The sequence below is a fragment of the Mycobacterium sp. genome (assembly GCF_050701515.1).
Lineage (GTDB): Bacteria > Actinomycetota > Actinomycetes > Mycobacteriales > Mycobacteriaceae > Mycobacterium.
In genome coordinates this window covers 1-15,913 of the sequence record NZ_JBOGDB010000222.1, presented here as the reverse complement: position 1 = coordinate 15,913, position 15,913 = coordinate 1, and the positions used below count along the sequence as shown (strand labels likewise).

Below are 15,913 nucleotides of genomic sequence, written 5' to 3'. Positions count from 1 at the left end.
CTGGGGCGCGGTGACGGCGCCGACGGGGTCTGCGCCGGGGTGTCGTTCCGCTCCCCCGCCTCGCTGATCGCCGAGATCACCGGCACGGTCGACAACGATCCCTGGTCGCCGGAGGCACTGACCTGGCCGCTGCTGGAGGCCATCGACGAGAGCAAGGGAAAGTGATGCACGACTACAAGGTCGAGGTTAGCCGCGATGGCCGCTGTTGGATGATCCGCGTGCCCGAGATAGACCAGCTCACCCAGGCACGCCGCATCAGCGAGATAGAGGATATGGCCCGCAGTCTCATCGCCGTCAGCACCGACATCCCGCTTACTGACATCGCCGTGCACATCACCAGCATTAACGTCCCTGGCTACGGTGACATTGCTGCGCGCGCCCGCGAGATCGAAGCCGACCGCTGCGCCGCGCTGCGCGCCAACGAGGCAGCGCAACGCGGCGCGGCTGACTACGTGCAGGCACTAGTGAAGGGCGGTGTTCCTGTCCGTGACGCAGCTGTACTCCTACACGTCTCACCTCAGCGCATCAGTCAACTCGCCGCTCGACCTAGATCGAAGTGATCGCCGCCCATCAGTAGCTACATATCAAGCCGGATCCACCATCGTGGATAGCTGATATCGAGGGCCTTCGTCTCTCGATAGCCCGACCAGGTGGGCACGCCGGGCGGTTGGCCTAGGTAGAGCCCGCGCGCCGCGGCCATGACGCGGTTCCGCTGAGTCGGCCACTCAAGTCTAGCCGCGATCTCTTCCAACTCGCTGCGGTCGCGTTCCAGGACTCGATCGACGATATCCAAGGCGGGCAGCGAGTTTCGCTTATCGGCGTTACAGCGTCCACAGGCCAGCACAAGGTTGGCCAGCCCGTCGATGCCCACAAGCGACCAGGGCAGCACGTGATCGATCGGATTGTCCGGCCGCAGGTGCGCGCCGCAGTAGAAGCAATGTGCTCCGAAGGCATCTTTGAACGGCTCCCGCACGGCGGCCAACGAAATGCGCTCACGACCGAAAAGATGACCGGCAACGTCCGGCACTTCTGCGTCGAGGAAATCATTCATCCGCCGCACATCTTCGACCCACATGATCTCGAGCGCAGGCTTGAGCAAGCCGGCCAGTCGTGCCAGCCCGTGAGCGACGCCGGGTCTGAGCTCGATGGTGTCTCCATGCGCATGCAGCGTTGACCTCGTAACGTTGTCGTGCAGAAAAGAGTCGTCGTACAGGAACGACTCGCTGCTCGCCACCCCCGGCAACCGCTGGAGCCGGTGAAGAGGCTGCTGAGCCAAGCAGAGAACGATCTCGTCGATGGCCGCGCGATGTGCCTTCGGCGCACGTAGGACGGCTACATCGAGTGAGGCGCCGACGTGTTGAAGACCAGCGGCTTTGCGGAACTGGGCGGCTGCGATCAGGATTCGTGCTCTGGGCTGCGTCGACTGTCGAAGTTCCTGACCCTCGAAGGGCCGCACCTGGCGCCAGTAGATCTCCAGCACGCGATGGGCAAGATCGGGGATTGGGACCTTGAGTGTGGCGGTTGGTTCGTCGGGAAGGTGCTCGATGCAGTGATCGATGAGAGCTGTCAGAGTGGCGAGCTTGTATGTAGCCGTGCGGAGTCCCGTTTCGAGGATCGCCACCACACGCTGACCCAGCAACAGAGGATCGCCTGTTTCGTCAGGCATGCGCGTAGGTCGGCGCCGCGGTATACGACTGCATGAGACTGAGTATGACGATTGGGAACCGACACACGCAGGCCTACTGTGGAGACAGCTGGTCACCTCAAACAGGAGGGCAGAGCCATGACAGTCACCACCGTCGATGCCGGACCTCGCCAGGTCAGCCGCTCGGTCGAAGTTCCTGCCCCTGCGGCCGAGTTGTTTGCGATCGTCGCGGACCCGCGCCGCCACCACGAGCTCGACGGTTCGGGCACCGTCGGCGACAACATCCGCGGACCCGAGCGCCTGGCGTTGGGTTCGCGGTTCTCCACCAAGATGAAGATGTTCGGGCTGCCCTACCGCATCACCAGCACCGTCAGCGCCCTGAAGCCCGATCAACTCGTCGAGTGGCGTCATCCGCTTGGCCACCGGTGGCGGTGGGAGTTCGCCGCCGTCTCGCCGACCAGCACCCGTGTCACCGAGACCTTCGACTACCACGACGCCGGACCGGTCATGAACGCGCTGAGGTATTACGAGGCAACGGGTTTCGCCAAGCGCAACGCCGCCGGTATCGAATCCACGTTAGCGCGACTTCGCGACCGGTATAGCACCTGACCCGGCCGCGGCACGATCGGTCAGCCGGAGGCCGCGAACCACGCCGTGGTAACCGTGTGTTCGCTCACGAAGCCCATTTGGGCGGTGGGCGGACCCAACCGCCCGACGATCACCTTCCACAGCGGTTGCGAGCGATCGATCGCCTGCGCCGGATCCTCTCCGGGCGCCACCAGAACACCGAACGACCACGTCCGCTGGCCACATCCGTACACGGCGACCCTGCCGTCCGCGCCGCCGCCGAAGTCGATGCCGTTGGGAAGGATGCACCGGGTGCCGTCGTCGAGAAGCAATGCGAACGGAATCGGCGTGACGGGCGGATCGACCGCCGGGAGCGCGCCAGGGGAGGGGAATCGTCGAAGGGTCTTTGACCACGGGTCGATCAGGCACAACACCGACGCGGGGCCTGGCCAACACACCTCGGCGGCGGCCTCACTCGGCTCGCAGGCGTAGATGTTGTCGCCGACCGCCGCCGGCGATGGGCGGGGGCACCCGGAGACATTCGGCGATGGCTGCCGGTTGACCACCCGGAAACCGTTGACCGGCTCACCGTTCGCATTGACCGCCACGACGTTGACGACGTTCGTCGATGCTTCCGCGCCAACGGTGCCCACCGTCTGCAGCGCGACGACGATGACGAACGTCAGCGCGGCCAAAGCCCGCAACCGGCCAAGAGCCGACCCGCCCAGCACGACAGCCTCCTTCGTGACTAAGTGCCAGCCTTCTCCATCGCCGTCCCTCACGTAGTCGAATTCGCAACAACGCATTTCCATTTTCGCTAACGTGCAACCCGGCGCGAATTACAGGGGGGCATAAGAATGGCCGATCAAGCGACCGCGACGCGTCGTATCCCGTTACACCATCCGTTGCTTCGGGTAACGAATCTGTTGTTTCTGATTTACGCCGGCATAGGCGCTCTTGCCGTCGTCGATGGAACCTTGACGCGGATGCACCAGCCCGGCGGCGCATCTGCCAGCGCCACAGCAATACTGTCGCCTTCCTCGATGTCTGCCAGCGACGCGCGTCTAGAGGCAATTCTGCAATGGCGCTTGTTCGTAGAGACCTACGACTTCAACCGGGGCGACCGCGTGATGTCACCCTTCGGCTTGCTCGTCATCTACCTGTTTGTGGACATCATCTTCATTGCCGTGCCGATCGCATTGCTGCTGTGGAAAGCAATTCTTTTCGCTCGCGATCGTCTCGACCCGGCCGACGCCGCCGACCCGAAAAACGAGCTGTTGATCTGGGTGATCGGCATAGCGGCCCTGCCGACCGCGGCATTCCTGCTTTTCGACTTTCTCGAGGATTTCTCGCTGGTGCTGTTTGTTCGCAGCGGCAGCGACTGGGCGCAAGGGTTGATCGGTGTCGGCCTGCTATCGACACTGAAGCTCATTGCGCTGGCAGGGGCGGCCGCCGGTGTGGGCGTCGGGCTGCTCGGCAATCGGCCACGGCGCGACGATATGAAGACCGCGATGGTCGGCACCCGCGACAAGTTCTGGAGCGCCTTCCTGGCGCTGCGCATTCACGTCGCGATCGCCGCCTTCTTGCTGGTGCTCGTCGGTATTCAGGGCGATCTGGGCCGCCAGCTGGACGATGCGTTCCTGCTGCTGTTCGAGAAACCAGGACGGCTCGTGCTGACGGTCGTCATAGCGCTCATCCTCACCGCAGCGCTGTGGGGAACGGGCCGATTGTCTGTCCGCGCCTACATGGAACCGCCCGGGCTTCCTCGCACGCCTGTCAACCGGATCGTGAACACCGTGATCCTCGGCCTCGGCATCGCGGCGGCCATCCTCGGATTCGTGGCGATCAACTCCGGCTGGCCGTGGGGTCAGGCACTACTCGTGCCGGGAATCATCGTCGCGGTCATAGCGGCGTTCAGCTACAAGCACGTCCAGACAGCCGCTCAAGCCCCGGCGATTGTCATAGAGCGAAACAGTGAGCAGGCTGAAGCCGGAGCCCGCCTTGCCGGCGCTCTGTCCGTAGCCCCCATGGCCATTCTCTTCGCCCTAGCGCTGCGGAACTTGATCCGCTTCCTGACCATCCGCGAATGGGGCAGCGCTGCATGGGTTCTCGCCGTTCTCGTGCCGTCCGTCGTCGTCGCGCTTGTCGTTGCGTATTGGCGCCGTGATCTTGGTTCTGAGAACCCTCCGTGGTGGTGGGTGCCAGCCCTAGGCACCCCCGCCGTCGCCTTGTTCGTCGGCCTGGCGTGGTCACCTCAATGGACAGGGATCTCGCTGGCCCCGTGGGGAACCGTCTTCGCCTTCGTCCTGGCCCTGGCACTCGGCTTGACAGCCCTTCTCCTGGTTGGTGATTCGACATACCCGGGTAATCTGCTCGCCGCGTGCAGGCTTCGCCGCTTGCCGATCATCGCGATCATGACGATCTGCTTCCTGGCGACGTCATTCATCGACAATCAGTCGGTCTACCACGCCACCCGCCTACTCGGTCCCGCCGACGCCGGCGAGACGAAAGAGCGAATGCCGCTTGCGCAGGCGCTCGAGAAATGGGCGGACGAACAGCCGCAGAACCAACCAGAGATTCCCTTGGTGTTCGTCGCCTCCTCGGGCGGGGGCATCCGGGCGGCCTACTGGACGTCACTCGTGCTGGGATGCCTCATCGAGAGCGGCGACCCGTATACAGGCCCGCCGAACCTCGCCCCGGACGCCGAGACCTGCAAGAACCAGGCGATGCCGATGGAGTCGATGTTCCTGGCCAGCGGCATCTCCGGCGGCAGCCTCGGACTCGCCGTCACCCAAGCGATCGCCAATCGCAATGACTGGTGGACGCCCCTGCAAGGAGACTTCCTCGGGCCCGCGATCGCCGCAATGACATTCCGCGATATCCCAAACGCCCTGCTGCGCATCAACATTCACGACCAGGACCGGGCGGCCGCCCTGGAGCGCGCGTGGGAGAAGGCGGTAGCCGAGGCCGGGGGTGACTTGGGTGCGGGATTCATGGCGACGGCGTTGCCCGACAGGGAATCCCCTACCTTCCCGCTATTGGCCCTGAACGGAGCGTCGGTGACCGACGGCTGCCGGCTGACCGTGTCGCCGCTCAACCTTGCCGGCCCTCAACGGAAAAACGGGCCTGACACCGCCGACACCAGCGCGGTCGACTGCCTCGCCCTCGACCCCGTACTCAAGAACACCGACGTCGTCTTGCAGACGCTGGCGGGCACCAAGGATGCGTTCGACCTCACGTGTCGGGAGGGCGAAGGCACTGACCCTCAGGACCTGCGCTTGTCCACCGCCGCGCTGCTGAGCGCGCGGTTCCCCTACGTGTCACCCACCGGCACGTTGAATTCCTGTAAGAACCTGGAGGACCGCACCTTCGACCTTGACGGCGGAATCATCGACTCCTCCGGGGCCTCACCACTCGCACTCGCATGGCCGGAAATCGTCGGCTGGCTCACCACGCAGAATGGGCGGTGCATTTCACCCAAGCTGATCCTGATCGAAAACGGCTACCTAACCCAGACCAAGTCGCGCCCCGCCGCACCACCCGGAGAACTGACCGCTCCGCTTGCCGCCGACCGGGCGGCAAGCGATGCCCGGTCTGCATCGGCCCGGCAGGCGGCGGCGCTCGCCTTCCAAAAGTCTTTCCCTCCAGGCGGATGCGGGAACGACCGCCCCGGCACTCCCGCCCCAGGCGGGTGGCAAGCACCCAACGTCGTCGACTTCTACCCGGTTGCCAGCCCGGGCGTTGAGGCACCGCTGGGATGGACGCTCGCCAAGTACTCGCAGGAATCGCTCGAACAGCAGCTCGGCAATCCGAATAACCAATGCGCTGCGGCGATCGTCGCAGCGTGGTTCACCGGCGACACTCAAGAGCCTCAAGCCTGCAAAGAATTGCGCAAGGCTCCGCAGAAGTAGGCGTAAGCGCTCAGCCTGGCCGGATGATGTTGGATCCGTAGGTGTTAATCACCGGTGTGCCGGACTGGTAGATGACCTGATTGTCGAATCCGGACGCGCTGAGAATGTCGGCGCTGTCGACGTTCACAACATTGCGCATACCGGAGACGGTGACGCTGTGGCAGCGGCCGGTAAGCGTGACGGTGTTGGAGACGCCGCTGACGGTCACATAGCTGTCGTTGCACGGGATCGTCTTGTTCTCGTTCACGCCCGAGACGGTGAGCTGCCCACCCTGGTTCGGGGTCCTCTCGCCCGTCGGCGGCATTAACGTGGTCGGGATGCTCGGCAGGCCGGTGAGGGTGTTGTCGAATGGTCCGCCACCGCCGCTCGGGCTGGAATCTCCGCCACTGCCCATCTTTGAGCTGAATACGATGACACCCGCGGCGATCGCCACGAAAACAACGGCGATCAGCCCGAACACCAACCACGGAATTCCCCCACTGACCTTCCGGGGCGGCGCGGGGTAGCTGTCGCCGTAGGCCGGCGGGGCGCCATACGCCGGTGGCGCTCCGAAGGCCGGCGGAGCACCGTAGGCCGGCAGCGGAGGTGCCGTCGCGTCACCGCTTGCGTAATAACCGGTGCCCAGCTCACTGGTTCGGGCAACATCGGCGAGCGGGCGCTCGAGGTCCCTGATACGGGCCTCGGGGTCGTCCTCTCGCTGCATGCGCCGATGCTCCCACAGCCAGGCCGGCGAAGTGACGCAGTGATCGTTTTGCCTCCGGCATCACCGAAGCCGTTATCTTGCTAGCGGGCTGGCGCGGACCGGCCGAAGCCGTCGAGGACTGACCACACGCCCAGCTTCCATCGCCGCTCGATCAACGGGCCCGACGTTCCCAGCCAGCGGCCCGCCTCCTGCACCGCCAAACCCTGTGCCAGCGCCAGCAATACGTGCGCGATGTCGGTCGGATCCCCGAACAGCAGGCCCGCATCGATGCACCGCCGGATCCGGCCGACGAACACCTCCCGCACCGCCGCCCCAGCCGCCAGCTCGTCGGGCCCCGGCTCGAAATCGGCGAACGGCCGCGAGAACATCACCTGCGCCAGCTTCGGATACGCCCGGCAGAACAGCCGGAACACCGGAACCAGCCGCTCCACATCTCCCAGCGGATCAGAAGATTTCGGCACCTTGGCCAGCTCGCCGCCCAGCAGCCGAAAGCCCTCGAAGAACATCGCCCGCACCAGGCCGGCCTTGTCGTCGAACAGCTCGTAGACCGCCGGCACCGACGTGCCCGCCCGCTCGGCCACCCGCCGCGTGGTGAACCGCGCGATCCCTTCCTCGCCCAGCGTGCTGATCGCTACGTCCAGCAGCCGGTCCCGCAGCTCGGGCGTGCGCTGCTTCGCCCTCGGCATCGCGCTGACCTAGCTGCCCGCGAATTCCGCCGGCAGCCCGTCGATTCCGGCCCGGATCGCCTTCAGCGCGCCATCCCGGGCCTTGAGCTTGGTCGCCAGGTGCGCGCCCGCGTTCAGGGTCGACGCCGCCTCGGCCGCGACCTCCTGCGCCCGCGCCAGCACCTTGTCCGCGTCGACGATCTCGTCGAGCCAGCCGGCGGCGATCGCCTCGTCGCCCGCGAAGGTGGCCGCCATCGAGGCTCCGCGCTGGAAGGCCGCCGGCGTCAGCCGCATCCGCATGATCTCGACCGCCGAGATCGGAATCGTCATGCCGATCGCCACCTCGATGGCCTGGCACCGCGACTTCGGCTGCCCCACTCGATGGTCACCCGAGAGCAGTAGGAACGAGCCCATCGCGATGGCCGGCCCGGTCGCTGCCATGATGACCGGCTTCGGGAAGGTCAGACACCGCACCGACAGCTCGAACCCGCCGGCCAGCATGCCGAGCGCCGCCTGCGCGTCACCGGACTGGAAGACGGACAGGTCGAACCCGCCGCTGAACACCCGCTGATTGCCGGCCAGCACAACGGCCTTGGCGGCGTCCTTCTCGGCCCGGTCCAGCGCCTCGTTGATGTTCTGCTGCATCGCCGGACCCAGCACATTCACCTTGCCATCGTCCAGCGTGATCGTCGCGACCGACTCGTTGAGCTCGTAGTTCACCGTGCTGCTCATCAGCGCTCCCTTGAGGTGCGGCTTTACGTTTCAGATCGATGTTACGAAACGATGTTACGAAAAGCCAAACCCGGGGACTACGGCGTGTTAGACCAGTCGCGGCGATGCCGGCCGTTGATGACCCGGGTTTCGGCGTCGTCCTCGCCATACTGCCGGTTGTCGTACTGCTGGTCCTCGTAGCGCTGCTGCTGGCCATACCGCTCGTCGTCATACTGCTGCTGCACGTCGTTATTCGCCACGGCGTACTGACTGCGATACCGCTCGCGCTGTTCGGCCGCGGCCGCGTTGATCTTGTTGATCTCAATCTGGAGAGCCTCTTGGCGGCTCTCGGTCGACGCGTAGTGGAAGTACGTCAGCAGGCCGCGCAGCAGCTCCAACTTCTGCTTCTCCTGGCGGGCCAGGTCATGCGTGGTCAACAGCTCGAGCCGTTCCACCGGGTGCAGCGTCGCCCAGTCCAGCACCGCCGGGGTGCGGAACTGCTGGCGCGCGTCCTTCTGCTTCTTCTGCCCCTGACGGCCGGAGTTGGGCCGGTCGTAGAAGGTGACCGCCCCGGCGAAGCGCGAGCCGATGGACTCGCCCAGCTGCTTGCGGTCGAGCGCCGAATCCCACACCGTGCGCCACTCCTGCGACGGCGCCAGGTACGGGATCTCCGCGGGCAGTTTCAGCGGAACGATGTCGACGAAGCGGTCCTCGGCGCTTTCGTAGCGCGGGACGGTGGGCGGGCTGGCGAATTCGAACTTGATGCCGTAGGCCGGTCGCTGGCCGTAGTTCTTCACCACCAGCTCGACGAGATGCCAGTCCGACGCGCTGGGCTCCATGAACATCGCGACATTGGGCTGCGAGAGGTCTTCGTTCTCCTGTGTGGTCCGCTGCGCTTGCCGCCACGCGTACACCAAGGCCGCGATCCCGATCGCGACGGCCAGCCAGGCCGCCATCGCCACCCACGCACCCGAAGATAAGTTGGCTATATCGCGGGCGCGTTCGTCGAACCAGTCGAGAATCCCCACGCGTCGCTTATACCATGGTCTGCCGCTGAGCACAGCACTCGGCCGCTGGCATCCATGCCTATTTGCTGCGACGGCAATATTTTATGGGTTAGATGAGGCTGGAGTGCCCTACGAGGTTGGCGACAGATTGGCTAGGAAGCGACCGCGGTGAGGGCTTCGGATGCCTTGGGCGCCGCGTGCGCCGCGGACTCTTTGGCAGTGCGTACCAGCCGCTCGGCGCGGGCGGCCCAGTCGACGTCGGCCCAGACGATGCGGCCGGGCAGCCGGCGCCAGTAGTCCGGATGCGCGCGCAGGTACACCTCGACACTGGCGTGCACCAGCGCGTCGAGCGGCACCGTGCGGAGCCGAACCGACCGGGCACCTTCGGCGAGCGCGTCGAGCTCGGTCGGTGCGGGAGTCTGCTGTCGACCGCCGCTGCGTACCAGCGCACCCGCCTTGACCACGCCGTCGAGCATCCAGTCGAGGGTGATGTCGGCCAGCGGCCAATACGCATTGGGGCCACCGACGACGTCGCAATGCGCGCCGCGGAACCAGACCTCGTCGATGCGTCCGTGTGGCTCCCCGATCCGGCACACGCCAAACGGGCCATATCCGCCGTCGATGGCGACCGCGTGCCGGCCGGTGACGACGTTTCCGAGCCAGTCGGCGGTCGAAAGCGGTGGCAAGCCGGGCAGTTTCACGGTGTCCCACAGCCCGAGGAAGTGCACCGGTACGGCGAGATCACGCTGTCCGAACAGCACCGATGCCAGTCGGTTGATTTGACGCCACTCACGCGGCGTGCGGCCGATGCCGGGGAGCGCGTAGGCGCCCAGCACGTACTCCAGCACGTTGTCCGAACGGTCCGGCAGCAGGCCGACGGTGCCCAGCATTCTGGCCAGCGCCCGGGCGCAGTACGCGCCGCGGCCCGCCCCGAGAAGGAAGATCCGGTCGCCGGGCTCCCACTCGTCGGCCAGGACCAGGTAGGCGTCCACCACCGCTTCGCGGGCGGCCGCGATGGCGGCCTCGCGCCACTGACGTGCCGCCGGGTTGAAGTTCTGGGGAGAGCCCAGCGCGGCCTCACCGGGGTCGTACCAGGTGATCTGCCGGTCGGCGTTGGCGTCGTCGAGCAGCCGGAACAGCGCCTCCGCGTTGGTGGCGTCGCGAGGGCCGGGGCGATCACTTGTGCTGTCGAAGCACATCACCACGTTCTTCACGACGACTCCCCGTACACCAGTTCTCGAATTGACGACCCTGACAGTCAAAGTTTGCCAGGCACCGCCCGCCGTGTCTTGAGTATCGCACTACTCCACCAGCTTTTTCTTCGGTTTCGGGAGCGCGCGAGCGCGATCGGCGCGGAATCGGTCGCCGAATTGTGGCAACCGGCGGCGAATACCTCCGCGGACGGAACCGTCGGCCGAGGTCAGCCGCCCATCAGCATGTGCCACTGCTCCAGGTTGCTGGCCCGGTACACGTAGTTGGTCCGGCGCACCTCCGACAGCGAGGCGCTGGGCTCCAGCGAATACCAGTGCCCGGGAAACACCGTGGGGTCGCCGGGCAGGTTCGCGAGTTGCTGCAGGCTGCGGTACATGTCGTCGACATTGCCGCCGGGGAAGTCGGTGCGGCCGCAACCCTCGAGGAACAGCGTGTCACCGGCCACCAGCCGGCCGTCGAGCAGGAAGCACTGGCTGCCGGGGGTGTGGCCGGGGGTGTGCAGCAGCTCGACCTCGACGTCGCCGACGTTGATCTTGTCGCCGTGCTCGTGCGGGGTGAGGTCGCTGCGCGCGATGCCGGTGACCCGGGAAACCCATTCCGCCTCAAGGGAATTGACGTGGACGGGCACACTCTCCCGCTCCAGCAGCTCGGCCAGGCCCTTGAGTTCGAAGCCCATCATCGACCCGCCGACGTGGTCGGGGTGGTGGTGGGTCACCAGCACGCCGGTCAGCTTCATGCCGTCGTCCTCCAGGGCGTCGACCAGGTCGTTGGCGGCATAGGCCGGATCCACGACGACGGCGTCGCCGGTCTCGCGGTCGCCGATCAGGTAGGCGAAGTTGCGCAACTGCTGGGCGAACATGTCGGTGGCCGCGAAGTCGCGGCCCGACAGCAGCTGCCGAAAGTACAGGCGTTCGGTCATGGCCCCAGACTAGGTGCCGGCCGTCAGGAATCAGCGTCGCGGTGCAGCCGCACCAACCGCGTGGTGCTGCTCTCATCGAGGTCCACCACGTCGCTGCGCGCGCGCAGGAAATCGCTGAACGATCCGAAGCCCAGCGATTTCTCGCTGAACGACGGGTCCATCCGTTTCATCTGCGCCTTGACCGCCGAGTTGTGCAGCCAGTCGGCGTCGTCCTTTTCGTGGCCGATCCGTAAGGCCCGCTCCAGCAGCCGCGTCGCCGCGGCCGGTGGATCGGCCGGCTCGGGCTCGTCGTCGGGTTCCTGCGCCTTGGTGCGTCGGGCGGCCTTCTTCGGCGCTGCCGGCGCCACGGTCGGGATGCCGGGCAGCGCGTCGTAGGTGACGAACTCGTCGCAGGCGGCTGCCAACGAGCGGCTGCTGGCGCCCGCCACGCCGATGCCGACGACGTAGCGGCCCAAGCGCTTGCACCGCTGGGCGAGCGCGATGTAGTCGGAGTCCCCGCCGACGATCACCACATGGGTGAGGTCGGGCAACCGGAACATGTCCTCGACCGCGTCGACCGCGAGCCGGATATCGGCGCCGTTCTTGCCATAGGCGGCCGCCGGGAACAGCTGCACCAGATCGACCGCGCGGCCGACCAGTTGGCCCCGGTAGCCGGCGTTGACGTCGGCCGACCAGTCGGCGTAGGCCTTCGTCAGCACCAGGGTCCCGAACGACGACGCGAAATCGATGATGGCCGCGACGTCGACGGTCGCCTTCGTCAGGCGGTCGGCCTTCTCGAAACCGCGCGCCTTGTCCTTCTGGAACGAGCTGCGGCCGTGCACCTGGTCGTAGCGCGAGATCACCACGTTGTCGAAATCGAGGTAGACCGCGACCCGCGGCGTGCCGGGCTCCGTCATCGTTCAGTCCTATCACCCTCAGGTGGCCACCCGGTATCGATGGGCCGGGTTGACCTCAGCCGACCGCTCTCGGTAGCGGGTCAGTTTGACGATGGAGTCAAACAAACCCACTACCTCGGGCTGTAGCGGTTTGGCGAGGCAAACGGCGAGAATGTACCCTCTGTAAGGCCACGGTGTGACTGTGCGCGGGTCAGGCCCCCTTAGCTCAGTCGGTAGAGCGTTTCCATGGTAAGGAAAAGGTCAACGGTTCGATTCCGTTAGGGGGCTCGGTGGACGCCGGGGCCACTGGCGGCGCAGGGCGATGTAGCTCAGTCGGTTAGAGCGAACGACTCATAATCGTTAGGTCGCCGGTTCGAGTCCGGCCATCGCTACGAGACAAGAACGAAACGCATGAAAGAAGGCAGCTGACGTGGCGTCCAGTACCGACGTACGGCCGAAGATCACCTTGGCCTGCGAGGTGTGCAAACACCGCAATTACATAACGAAGAAGAATCGCCGCAACGATCCGGATCGGCTCGAGCTGAAGAAATTCTGCCCGAACTGTGGGAAGCACCAAGCCCACAAAGAGTCGCGGTAGCCCGGTAACCGGCAGACGTTTGCTGAGGTCTTAGGTAGGTTCACTAGCCGTGTCGTTGTCTTCCAACCTGGTCGGGATGCACTACAAGCATCCCGACCACTACGAGGTCGGTCGCGAGAAGATCCGCGAGTACGCCGTCGCGGTCAAGAACGACGACGCAGCGTTCCACGACGAGAAGGCCGCCGCCGACCTCGGCCACGAAGCGATCCTGGCGCCGCTGACGTTCATTTCGATATTCGGCTACCAGGCGCAGCTGGCGATGTTCCGAAGCAACGACATCGCGATTACCGACGAGAAGATCGTCCAGGTCGATCAGGAGCTCAAGTTCCTGCTGCCGATCAAGGCAGGTGATCGCCTCTACTGCGACGTATACGTGCATTCGATCCGGCAGTCGTTCGGCGCGGACATCATCGTGACCAAGAACGTCATCACCAACCAAAACGGCGATGTTGTTCAGGAGACCTACACGACCCTGGCGGGTCGCACGGCCGAAGAGGGAGAAGAAGGTGGCTTTACCGATGGCGTTGCGTGATTTCAGCTCGGTGAAGGTGGGTGACCAGCTTCCGGAGAGGGTCATCCCGCTGACGCGGCAGGACCTGGTGAACTACGCGGGGGTTTCCGGGGACCTGAACCCCATCCACTGGGACGACGACATCGCCAAGCAGGTCGGTCTGGACACCGCGATCGCGCACGGCATGCTCACCATGGGCCTGGGTGGCGGATACATCACGTCCTGGGTCGGCGATCCCGCGGCGGTGACCGAATACAACGTCCGCTTCACCGCGGTGGTGCCGGTGCCCAATGATGGCATTGGTGCCGAGATCGTGTTCAATGGTCGTGTGAAATCCGTTGAACCCGAGAGCAAGTCAGTGACCATCGCGATTTCGGCGACAAGCGGCGGCAAGAAGATCTTTGGCCGGGCCGTGGCGACCGCGAAGCTGGCGTAGCCGATGGCCCTCAAGACCGATATCCAGGGGATGGTCCACGAATACCCCGACTACTTCGTCGTTGGCCGCGAGAAAATCCGCGAGTATGCCACCGCGATCAAGTCGGACGACCCGGCCAGCCACGACGAGGAGGCCGCCGCCGAACTGGGTCACGAGTCGCTCGTCGCACCGCTGACCTTCATTTCGACGCTCGCGCTGTTGGTCCAGCGGGACTTCTTCCGAAAGGTCGACGTCGGCCTGGAAACCATGCAGATCGTGCAGGTCGACCAGAAGTTCGTCTATCACAAGCCGCTGAAGGCCGGCGACAAGGTGTGGGCCCGGATGGAGGTCGTTTCCGTCAACGAGCGCTTCGGCGCGGACATCGTCGTCACCAGGAACCTGGCCACCAACGACGACGGCGAGGTCGTCCTGGAGGCCTTCACCACGCTGATGGGTCACGAGGGCGACAACTCGATCCAGGTGAAGTGGGATCCGGAGACCGGCCAGGTCATGCGGACGCCCGATCCTGTCGAGCCGCCCGATCCTGTCGAGCCGCCCGATCCTGTCGATTAGGGCCGGATTAGTAACTCAGACCTGCGCCGATGTACACTCGGACCTCGGGGTTTTCCACTAAAGCGCGCTGTCCGTCGGTTTCTGATCGACCGAACGGGGAGCGCGCAAACTGTGTAAGCCCCGGGCGGGGTGGCCTGCCAGCAGGGCCATCCTTGAAGGGGCGTAGCTCAACTGGCAGAGCAGCGGTCTCCAAAACCGCAGGTTGCAGGTTCAAGTCCTGTCGCCCCTGCTCAACTGAATACTCGACAAGTGTGGACACTGGTAAGTGACCACAGAAACCGGACGAAAGGCATGCGGTGAGCGACGAGCGCAATGATGCCGGCTCGGTGGTGACGCAACCGCCGCGGCCCAGCGGCAAGCGGTCGCGGCGCGGTGCCGTCGTCGACGACGCCGATACCTCGACCGAGGCCCAGGAAGCCGTCAGCATAGAGGACGAGGCCAAGCGCAAGAAGAAGACCAAGCAGGCCGGGGAGCCCCGCGCCAACCCGATCGCCTACGTCATCAACTACCTGCGTGAGGTCATCGCCGAGCTGCGCAAGGTGATCTGGCCGAACCGCAAGCAGATGGTCACCTACACCTCCGTGGTGCTGGTCTTCCTGGCATTCATGGTGGCGCTGATCGGTGTGGTCGACCTCGGCCTGGTCAAGCTCGTGACGCTGGTGTTCGGCTGACCCGAAGATTGAGAGGACTGAACCGTGACTACCTTCGATGGCGATACGCCCTCGGGTGAAACGGTCGACGTGATCGCCGACGAGACGACCGCTCCCGAGACCGACCAGGCCGCTGAGGAAACCGCGCCCGAAGCTGAAGAGGCTGTGCCCGAAGCTGAAGAGGCTGCGCCAGAGGCCGAGCCCGCCGAAGAGGCCGCGCCCGAAGCACAGGCCGAGCCCGAAGCAGAGGCCGAGCCCGAAGCAGAGGCCGAGCCCGAAGCCGAGCCCGCCGAGGAAGAACAGGATCCGGCGGTAGCGCTCAAGAAGGATCTGCGCACCAAGCCCGGCGAGTGGTACGTCATACACTCCTACGCCGGCTACGAGAACAAGGTGAAGGCCAACCTCGAGACCCGCGTGCAGAACCTCGACGTCGGCGACTACATCTTCCAGGTCGAGGTGCCCACCGAAGAGGTCACCGAGATCAAGAACGGCCAACGCAAGCAGGTCAACCGCAAGGTGCTGCCGGGCTACATACTGGTCCGCATGGAGCTCAACGACGAGTCGTGGGGCGCGGTGCGCAACACCCCCGGCGTGACCGGCTTCGTCGGTGCCACGTCGCGGCCGTCGCCGCTGTCGCTCGACGACGTGGTGAAGTTCCTGCTGCCGCAGGGCCCGGCCAAGAAGACCGGCAAGGCCGCATCGACCGCCGCCGCCGCCGAGACCGGCGGAATCGAGCGGGCGCCCGTCGAGGTCGACTTCGAGGTCGGCGAGTCGGTCACCGTCATGGACGGCCCGTTTGCGACGCTGCCCGCCTCCATCAGCGAGGTCAACGCCGAGCAGCAGAAGCTCAAGGTGCTGGTGTCCATCTTCGGCCGCGAGACACCGGTGGAACTGACCTTTAGCCAGGTCTCCAAGATCTAGACAACCCCGAAAGGAACACAACCCCTCATG

Annotated in this window: 18 protein-coding genes, 3 tRNA genes and 1 pseudogene; 13 read left to right on the top strand and 9 right to left on the bottom strand. The window is 65.3% G+C overall.

What is annotated here, in order from left to right; genetic code table 11:
- Together ACRDU5_RS17540 and ACRDU5_RS17535 are read left to right on the top strand one after the other, a co-directional pair.
- Nucleotides 1-153 (top strand): annotated as a pseudogene (locus ACRDU5_RS17540) (hypothetical protein); the annotation flags it as partial.
- Nucleotides 154-164: 11 nt separating this feature from the next.
- Complete coding sequence (locus tag ACRDU5_RS17535; RefSeq protein ID WP_526615949.1) at nt 165-560, top strand: HicB family toxin-antitoxin system; 396 nt, start codon at nt 165-167, stop codon at nt 558-560.
- A 17-nt stretch (nt 561-577) separates the two neighbouring features.
- Here ACRDU5_RS17535 and ACRDU5_RS17530 read toward each other — a convergent pair whose 3' ends face one another.
- Complete coding sequence (locus tag ACRDU5_RS17530; protein ID WP_526615948.1) at nt 578-1,666, bottom strand: DUF8808 domain-containing protein; 1,089 nt, start codon at nt 1,664-1,666, stop codon at nt 578-580.
- Nucleotides 1,667-1,783: 117 nt separating this feature from the next.
- Between ACRDU5_RS17530 and ACRDU5_RS17525 the strand changes: the two genes are divergently transcribed.
- A complete protein-coding gene (locus tag ACRDU5_RS17525) occupies nt 1,784-2,254 on the top strand; it encodes an SRPBCC family protein (protein ID WP_526615947.1) in 471 nt (156 codons plus the stop codon).
- A gap of 20 nt (nt 2,255-2,274) precedes the next feature.
- Here the strand turns inward: ACRDU5_RS17525 and ACRDU5_RS17520 are convergent, their stop codons facing one another.
- On the bottom strand, nt 2,275-2,943 hold the full coding sequence (locus tag ACRDU5_RS17520) for a hypothetical protein (protein WP_526615946.1): 669 nt from the start codon (nt 2,941-2,943) through the stop codon (nt 2,275-2,277).
- Between the two features lie 126 nt (nt 2,944-3,069).
- Between ACRDU5_RS17520 and ACRDU5_RS17515 the strand changes: the two genes are divergently transcribed.
- Nucleotides 3,070-6,123, top strand: coding sequence for a hypothetical protein (locus ACRDU5_RS17515; protein WP_526615944.1), 3,054 nt, complete (start codon nt 3,070-3,072; stop codon nt 6,121-6,123).
- 10 nt (nt 6,124-6,133) lie between these two features.
- Here ACRDU5_RS17515 and ACRDU5_RS17510 read toward each other — a convergent pair whose 3' ends face one another.
- The 7 genes from ACRDU5_RS17510 to ACRDU5_RS17480 form a co-directional block, all read right to left on the bottom strand.
- Nucleotides 6,134-6,826 carry a DUF3060 domain-containing protein gene (locus ACRDU5_RS17510; RefSeq protein ID WP_526615943.1) on the bottom strand — a complete coding sequence of 231 codons (693 nt, stop codon included), beginning with the start codon at nt 6,824-6,826 and terminating at the stop codon, nt 6,134-6,136.
- Between the two features lie 80 nt (nt 6,827-6,906).
- A complete protein-coding gene (locus ACRDU5_RS17505; protein ID WP_526615942.1) occupies nt 6,907-7,512 on the bottom strand; it encodes a TetR/AcrR family transcriptional regulator in 606 nt (201 codons plus the stop codon).
- Nucleotides 7,513-7,521: 9 nt separating this feature from the next.
- Nucleotides 7,522-8,223, bottom strand: a complete 702-nt coding sequence (locus ACRDU5_RS17500) for a crotonase/enoyl-CoA hydratase family protein (protein WP_526615941.1) — start codon at nt 8,221-8,223, stop codon at nt 7,522-7,524.
- A 77-nt stretch (nt 8,224-8,300) separates the two neighbouring features.
- On the bottom strand, nt 8,301-9,230 hold the full coding sequence (locus tag ACRDU5_RS17495) for a DUF8453 domain-containing protein (RefSeq protein ID WP_526615939.1): 930 nt from the start codon (nt 9,228-9,230) through the stop codon (nt 8,301-8,303).
- 131 nt (nt 9,231-9,361) lie between these two features.
- On the bottom strand, nt 9,362-10,423 hold the full coding sequence (locus ACRDU5_RS17490) for a phospholipase effector Tle1 domain-containing protein (RefSeq protein ID WP_526615938.1): 1,062 nt from the start codon (nt 10,421-10,423) through the stop codon (nt 9,362-9,364).
- 206 nt (nt 10,424-10,629) lie between these two features.
- Nucleotides 10,630-11,340, bottom strand: a complete 711-nt coding sequence (locus ACRDU5_RS17485) for an MBL fold metallo-hydrolase (protein ID WP_526615937.1) — start codon at nt 11,338-11,340, stop codon at nt 10,630-10,632.
- A 23-nt stretch (nt 11,341-11,363) separates the two neighbouring features.
- The gene (locus ACRDU5_RS17480; RefSeq protein ID WP_526615935.1) at nt 11,364-12,236 is read right to left on the bottom strand and encodes an NYN domain-containing protein; all 873 of its coding nucleotides are present in this window, start codon (nt 12,234-12,236) and stop codon (nt 11,364-11,366) included.
- 194 nt (nt 12,237-12,430) lie between these two features.
- Between ACRDU5_RS17480 and ACRDU5_RS17475 the strand changes: the two genes are divergently transcribed.
- The 9 genes from ACRDU5_RS17475 to nusG all read left to right on the top strand — a co-directional run bounded on the left by ACRDU5_RS17475 (nt 12,431) and on the right by nusG (nt 15,883).
- Nucleotides 12,431-12,503, top strand: a tRNA-Thr gene (locus ACRDU5_RS17475).
- Between the two features lie 30 nt (nt 12,504-12,533).
- Nucleotides 12,534-12,607 (top strand) — tRNA-Met (locus ACRDU5_RS17470).
- Nucleotides 12,608-12,645: 38 nt separating this feature from the next.
- Nucleotides 12,646-12,813 carry a 50S ribosomal protein L33 gene (gene rpmG / locus ACRDU5_RS17465; RefSeq protein ID WP_006246868.1) on the top strand — a complete coding sequence of 56 codons (168 nt, stop codon included), beginning with the start codon at nt 12,646-12,648 and terminating at the stop codon, nt 12,811-12,813.
- Nucleotides 12,814-12,862: 49 nt separating this feature from the next.
- On the top strand, nt 12,863-13,345 hold the full coding sequence (hadA, locus tag ACRDU5_RS17460; RefSeq protein ID WP_526615934.1) for a (3R)-hydroxyacyl-ACP dehydratase subunit HadA: 483 nt from the start codon (nt 12,863-12,865) through the stop codon (nt 13,343-13,345).
- Complete coding sequence (hadB, locus tag ACRDU5_RS17455; RefSeq protein ID WP_526615933.1) at nt 13,332-13,760, top strand: (3R)-hydroxyacyl-ACP dehydratase subunit HadB; 429 nt, start codon at nt 13,332-13,334, stop codon at nt 13,758-13,760. The genes hadA and hadB overlap by 14 nt, the downstream gene beginning before the upstream one ends.
- A gap of 3 nt (nt 13,761-13,763) precedes the next feature.
- Nucleotides 13,764-14,312, top strand: coding sequence for a (3R)-hydroxyacyl-ACP dehydratase subunit HadC (gene hadC / locus ACRDU5_RS17450; protein ID WP_526615932.1), 549 nt, complete (start codon nt 13,764-13,766; stop codon nt 14,310-14,312).
- A 156-nt stretch (nt 14,313-14,468) separates the two neighbouring features.
- Nucleotides 14,469-14,541 (top strand) — tRNA-Trp (locus ACRDU5_RS17445).
- 67 nt (nt 14,542-14,608) lie between these two features.
- A complete protein-coding gene (gene secE / locus ACRDU5_RS17440) occupies nt 14,609-14,983 on the top strand; it encodes a preprotein translocase subunit SecE (RefSeq protein ID WP_526615931.1) in 375 nt (124 codons plus the stop codon).
- A gap of 24 nt (nt 14,984-15,007) precedes the next feature.
- Complete coding sequence (gene nusG / locus ACRDU5_RS17435) at nt 15,008-15,883, top strand: transcription termination/antitermination protein NusG (RefSeq protein ID WP_526615929.1); 876 nt, start codon at nt 15,008-15,010, stop codon at nt 15,881-15,883.
- Nucleotides 15,884-15,913 lie beyond the last annotated feature (30 nt).

What these genes read in the sequence shown, in the direction of transcription:
- ACRDU5_RS17535 (WP_526615949.1), top strand. Translation starts at nt 165, where the DNA reads ATGCACGACTACAAGGTCGAGGTTAGCCGCGATGGCCGCTGTTGGATG.
- ACRDU5_RS17530 (WP_526615948.1), bottom strand. Translation starts at nt 1,666, where the DNA reads ATGCCTGACGAAACAGGCGATCCTCTGTTGCTGGGTCAGCGTGTGGTG.
- ACRDU5_RS17525 (WP_526615947.1), top strand. Translation starts at nt 1,784, where the DNA reads ATGACAGTCACCACCGTCGATGCCGGACCTCGCCAGGTCAGCCGCTCG.
- ACRDU5_RS17515 (WP_526615944.1), top strand. Translation starts at nt 3,070, where the DNA reads ATGGCCGATCAAGCGACCGCGACGCGTCGTATCCCGTTACACCATCCG.
- ACRDU5_RS17510 (WP_526615943.1), bottom strand. Translation starts at nt 6,826, where the DNA reads ATGCAGCGAGAGGACGACCCCGAGGCCCGTATCAGGGACCTCGAGCGC.
- ACRDU5_RS17505 (WP_526615942.1), bottom strand. Translation starts at nt 7,512, where the DNA reads ATGCCGAGGGCGAAGCAGCGCACGCCCGAGCTGCGGGACCGGCTGCTG.
- ACRDU5_RS17500 (WP_526615941.1), bottom strand. Translation starts at nt 8,223, where the DNA reads ATGAGCAGCACGGTGAACTACGAGCTCAACGAGTCGGTCGCGACGATC.
- ACRDU5_RS17485 (WP_526615937.1), bottom strand. Translation starts at nt 11,340, where the DNA reads ATGACCGAACGCCTGTACTTTCGGCAGCTGCTGTCGGGCCGCGACTTC.
- ACRDU5_RS17480 (WP_526615935.1), bottom strand. Translation starts at nt 12,236, where the DNA reads ATGACGGAGCCCGGCACGCCGCGGGTCGCGGTCTACCTCGATTTCGAC.
- hadB (WP_526615933.1), top strand. Translation starts at nt 13,332, where the DNA reads ATGGCGTTGCGTGATTTCAGCTCGGTGAAGGTGGGTGACCAGCTTCCG.
- hadC (WP_526615932.1), top strand. Translation starts at nt 13,764, where the DNA reads ATGGCCCTCAAGACCGATATCCAGGGGATGGTCCACGAATACCCCGAC.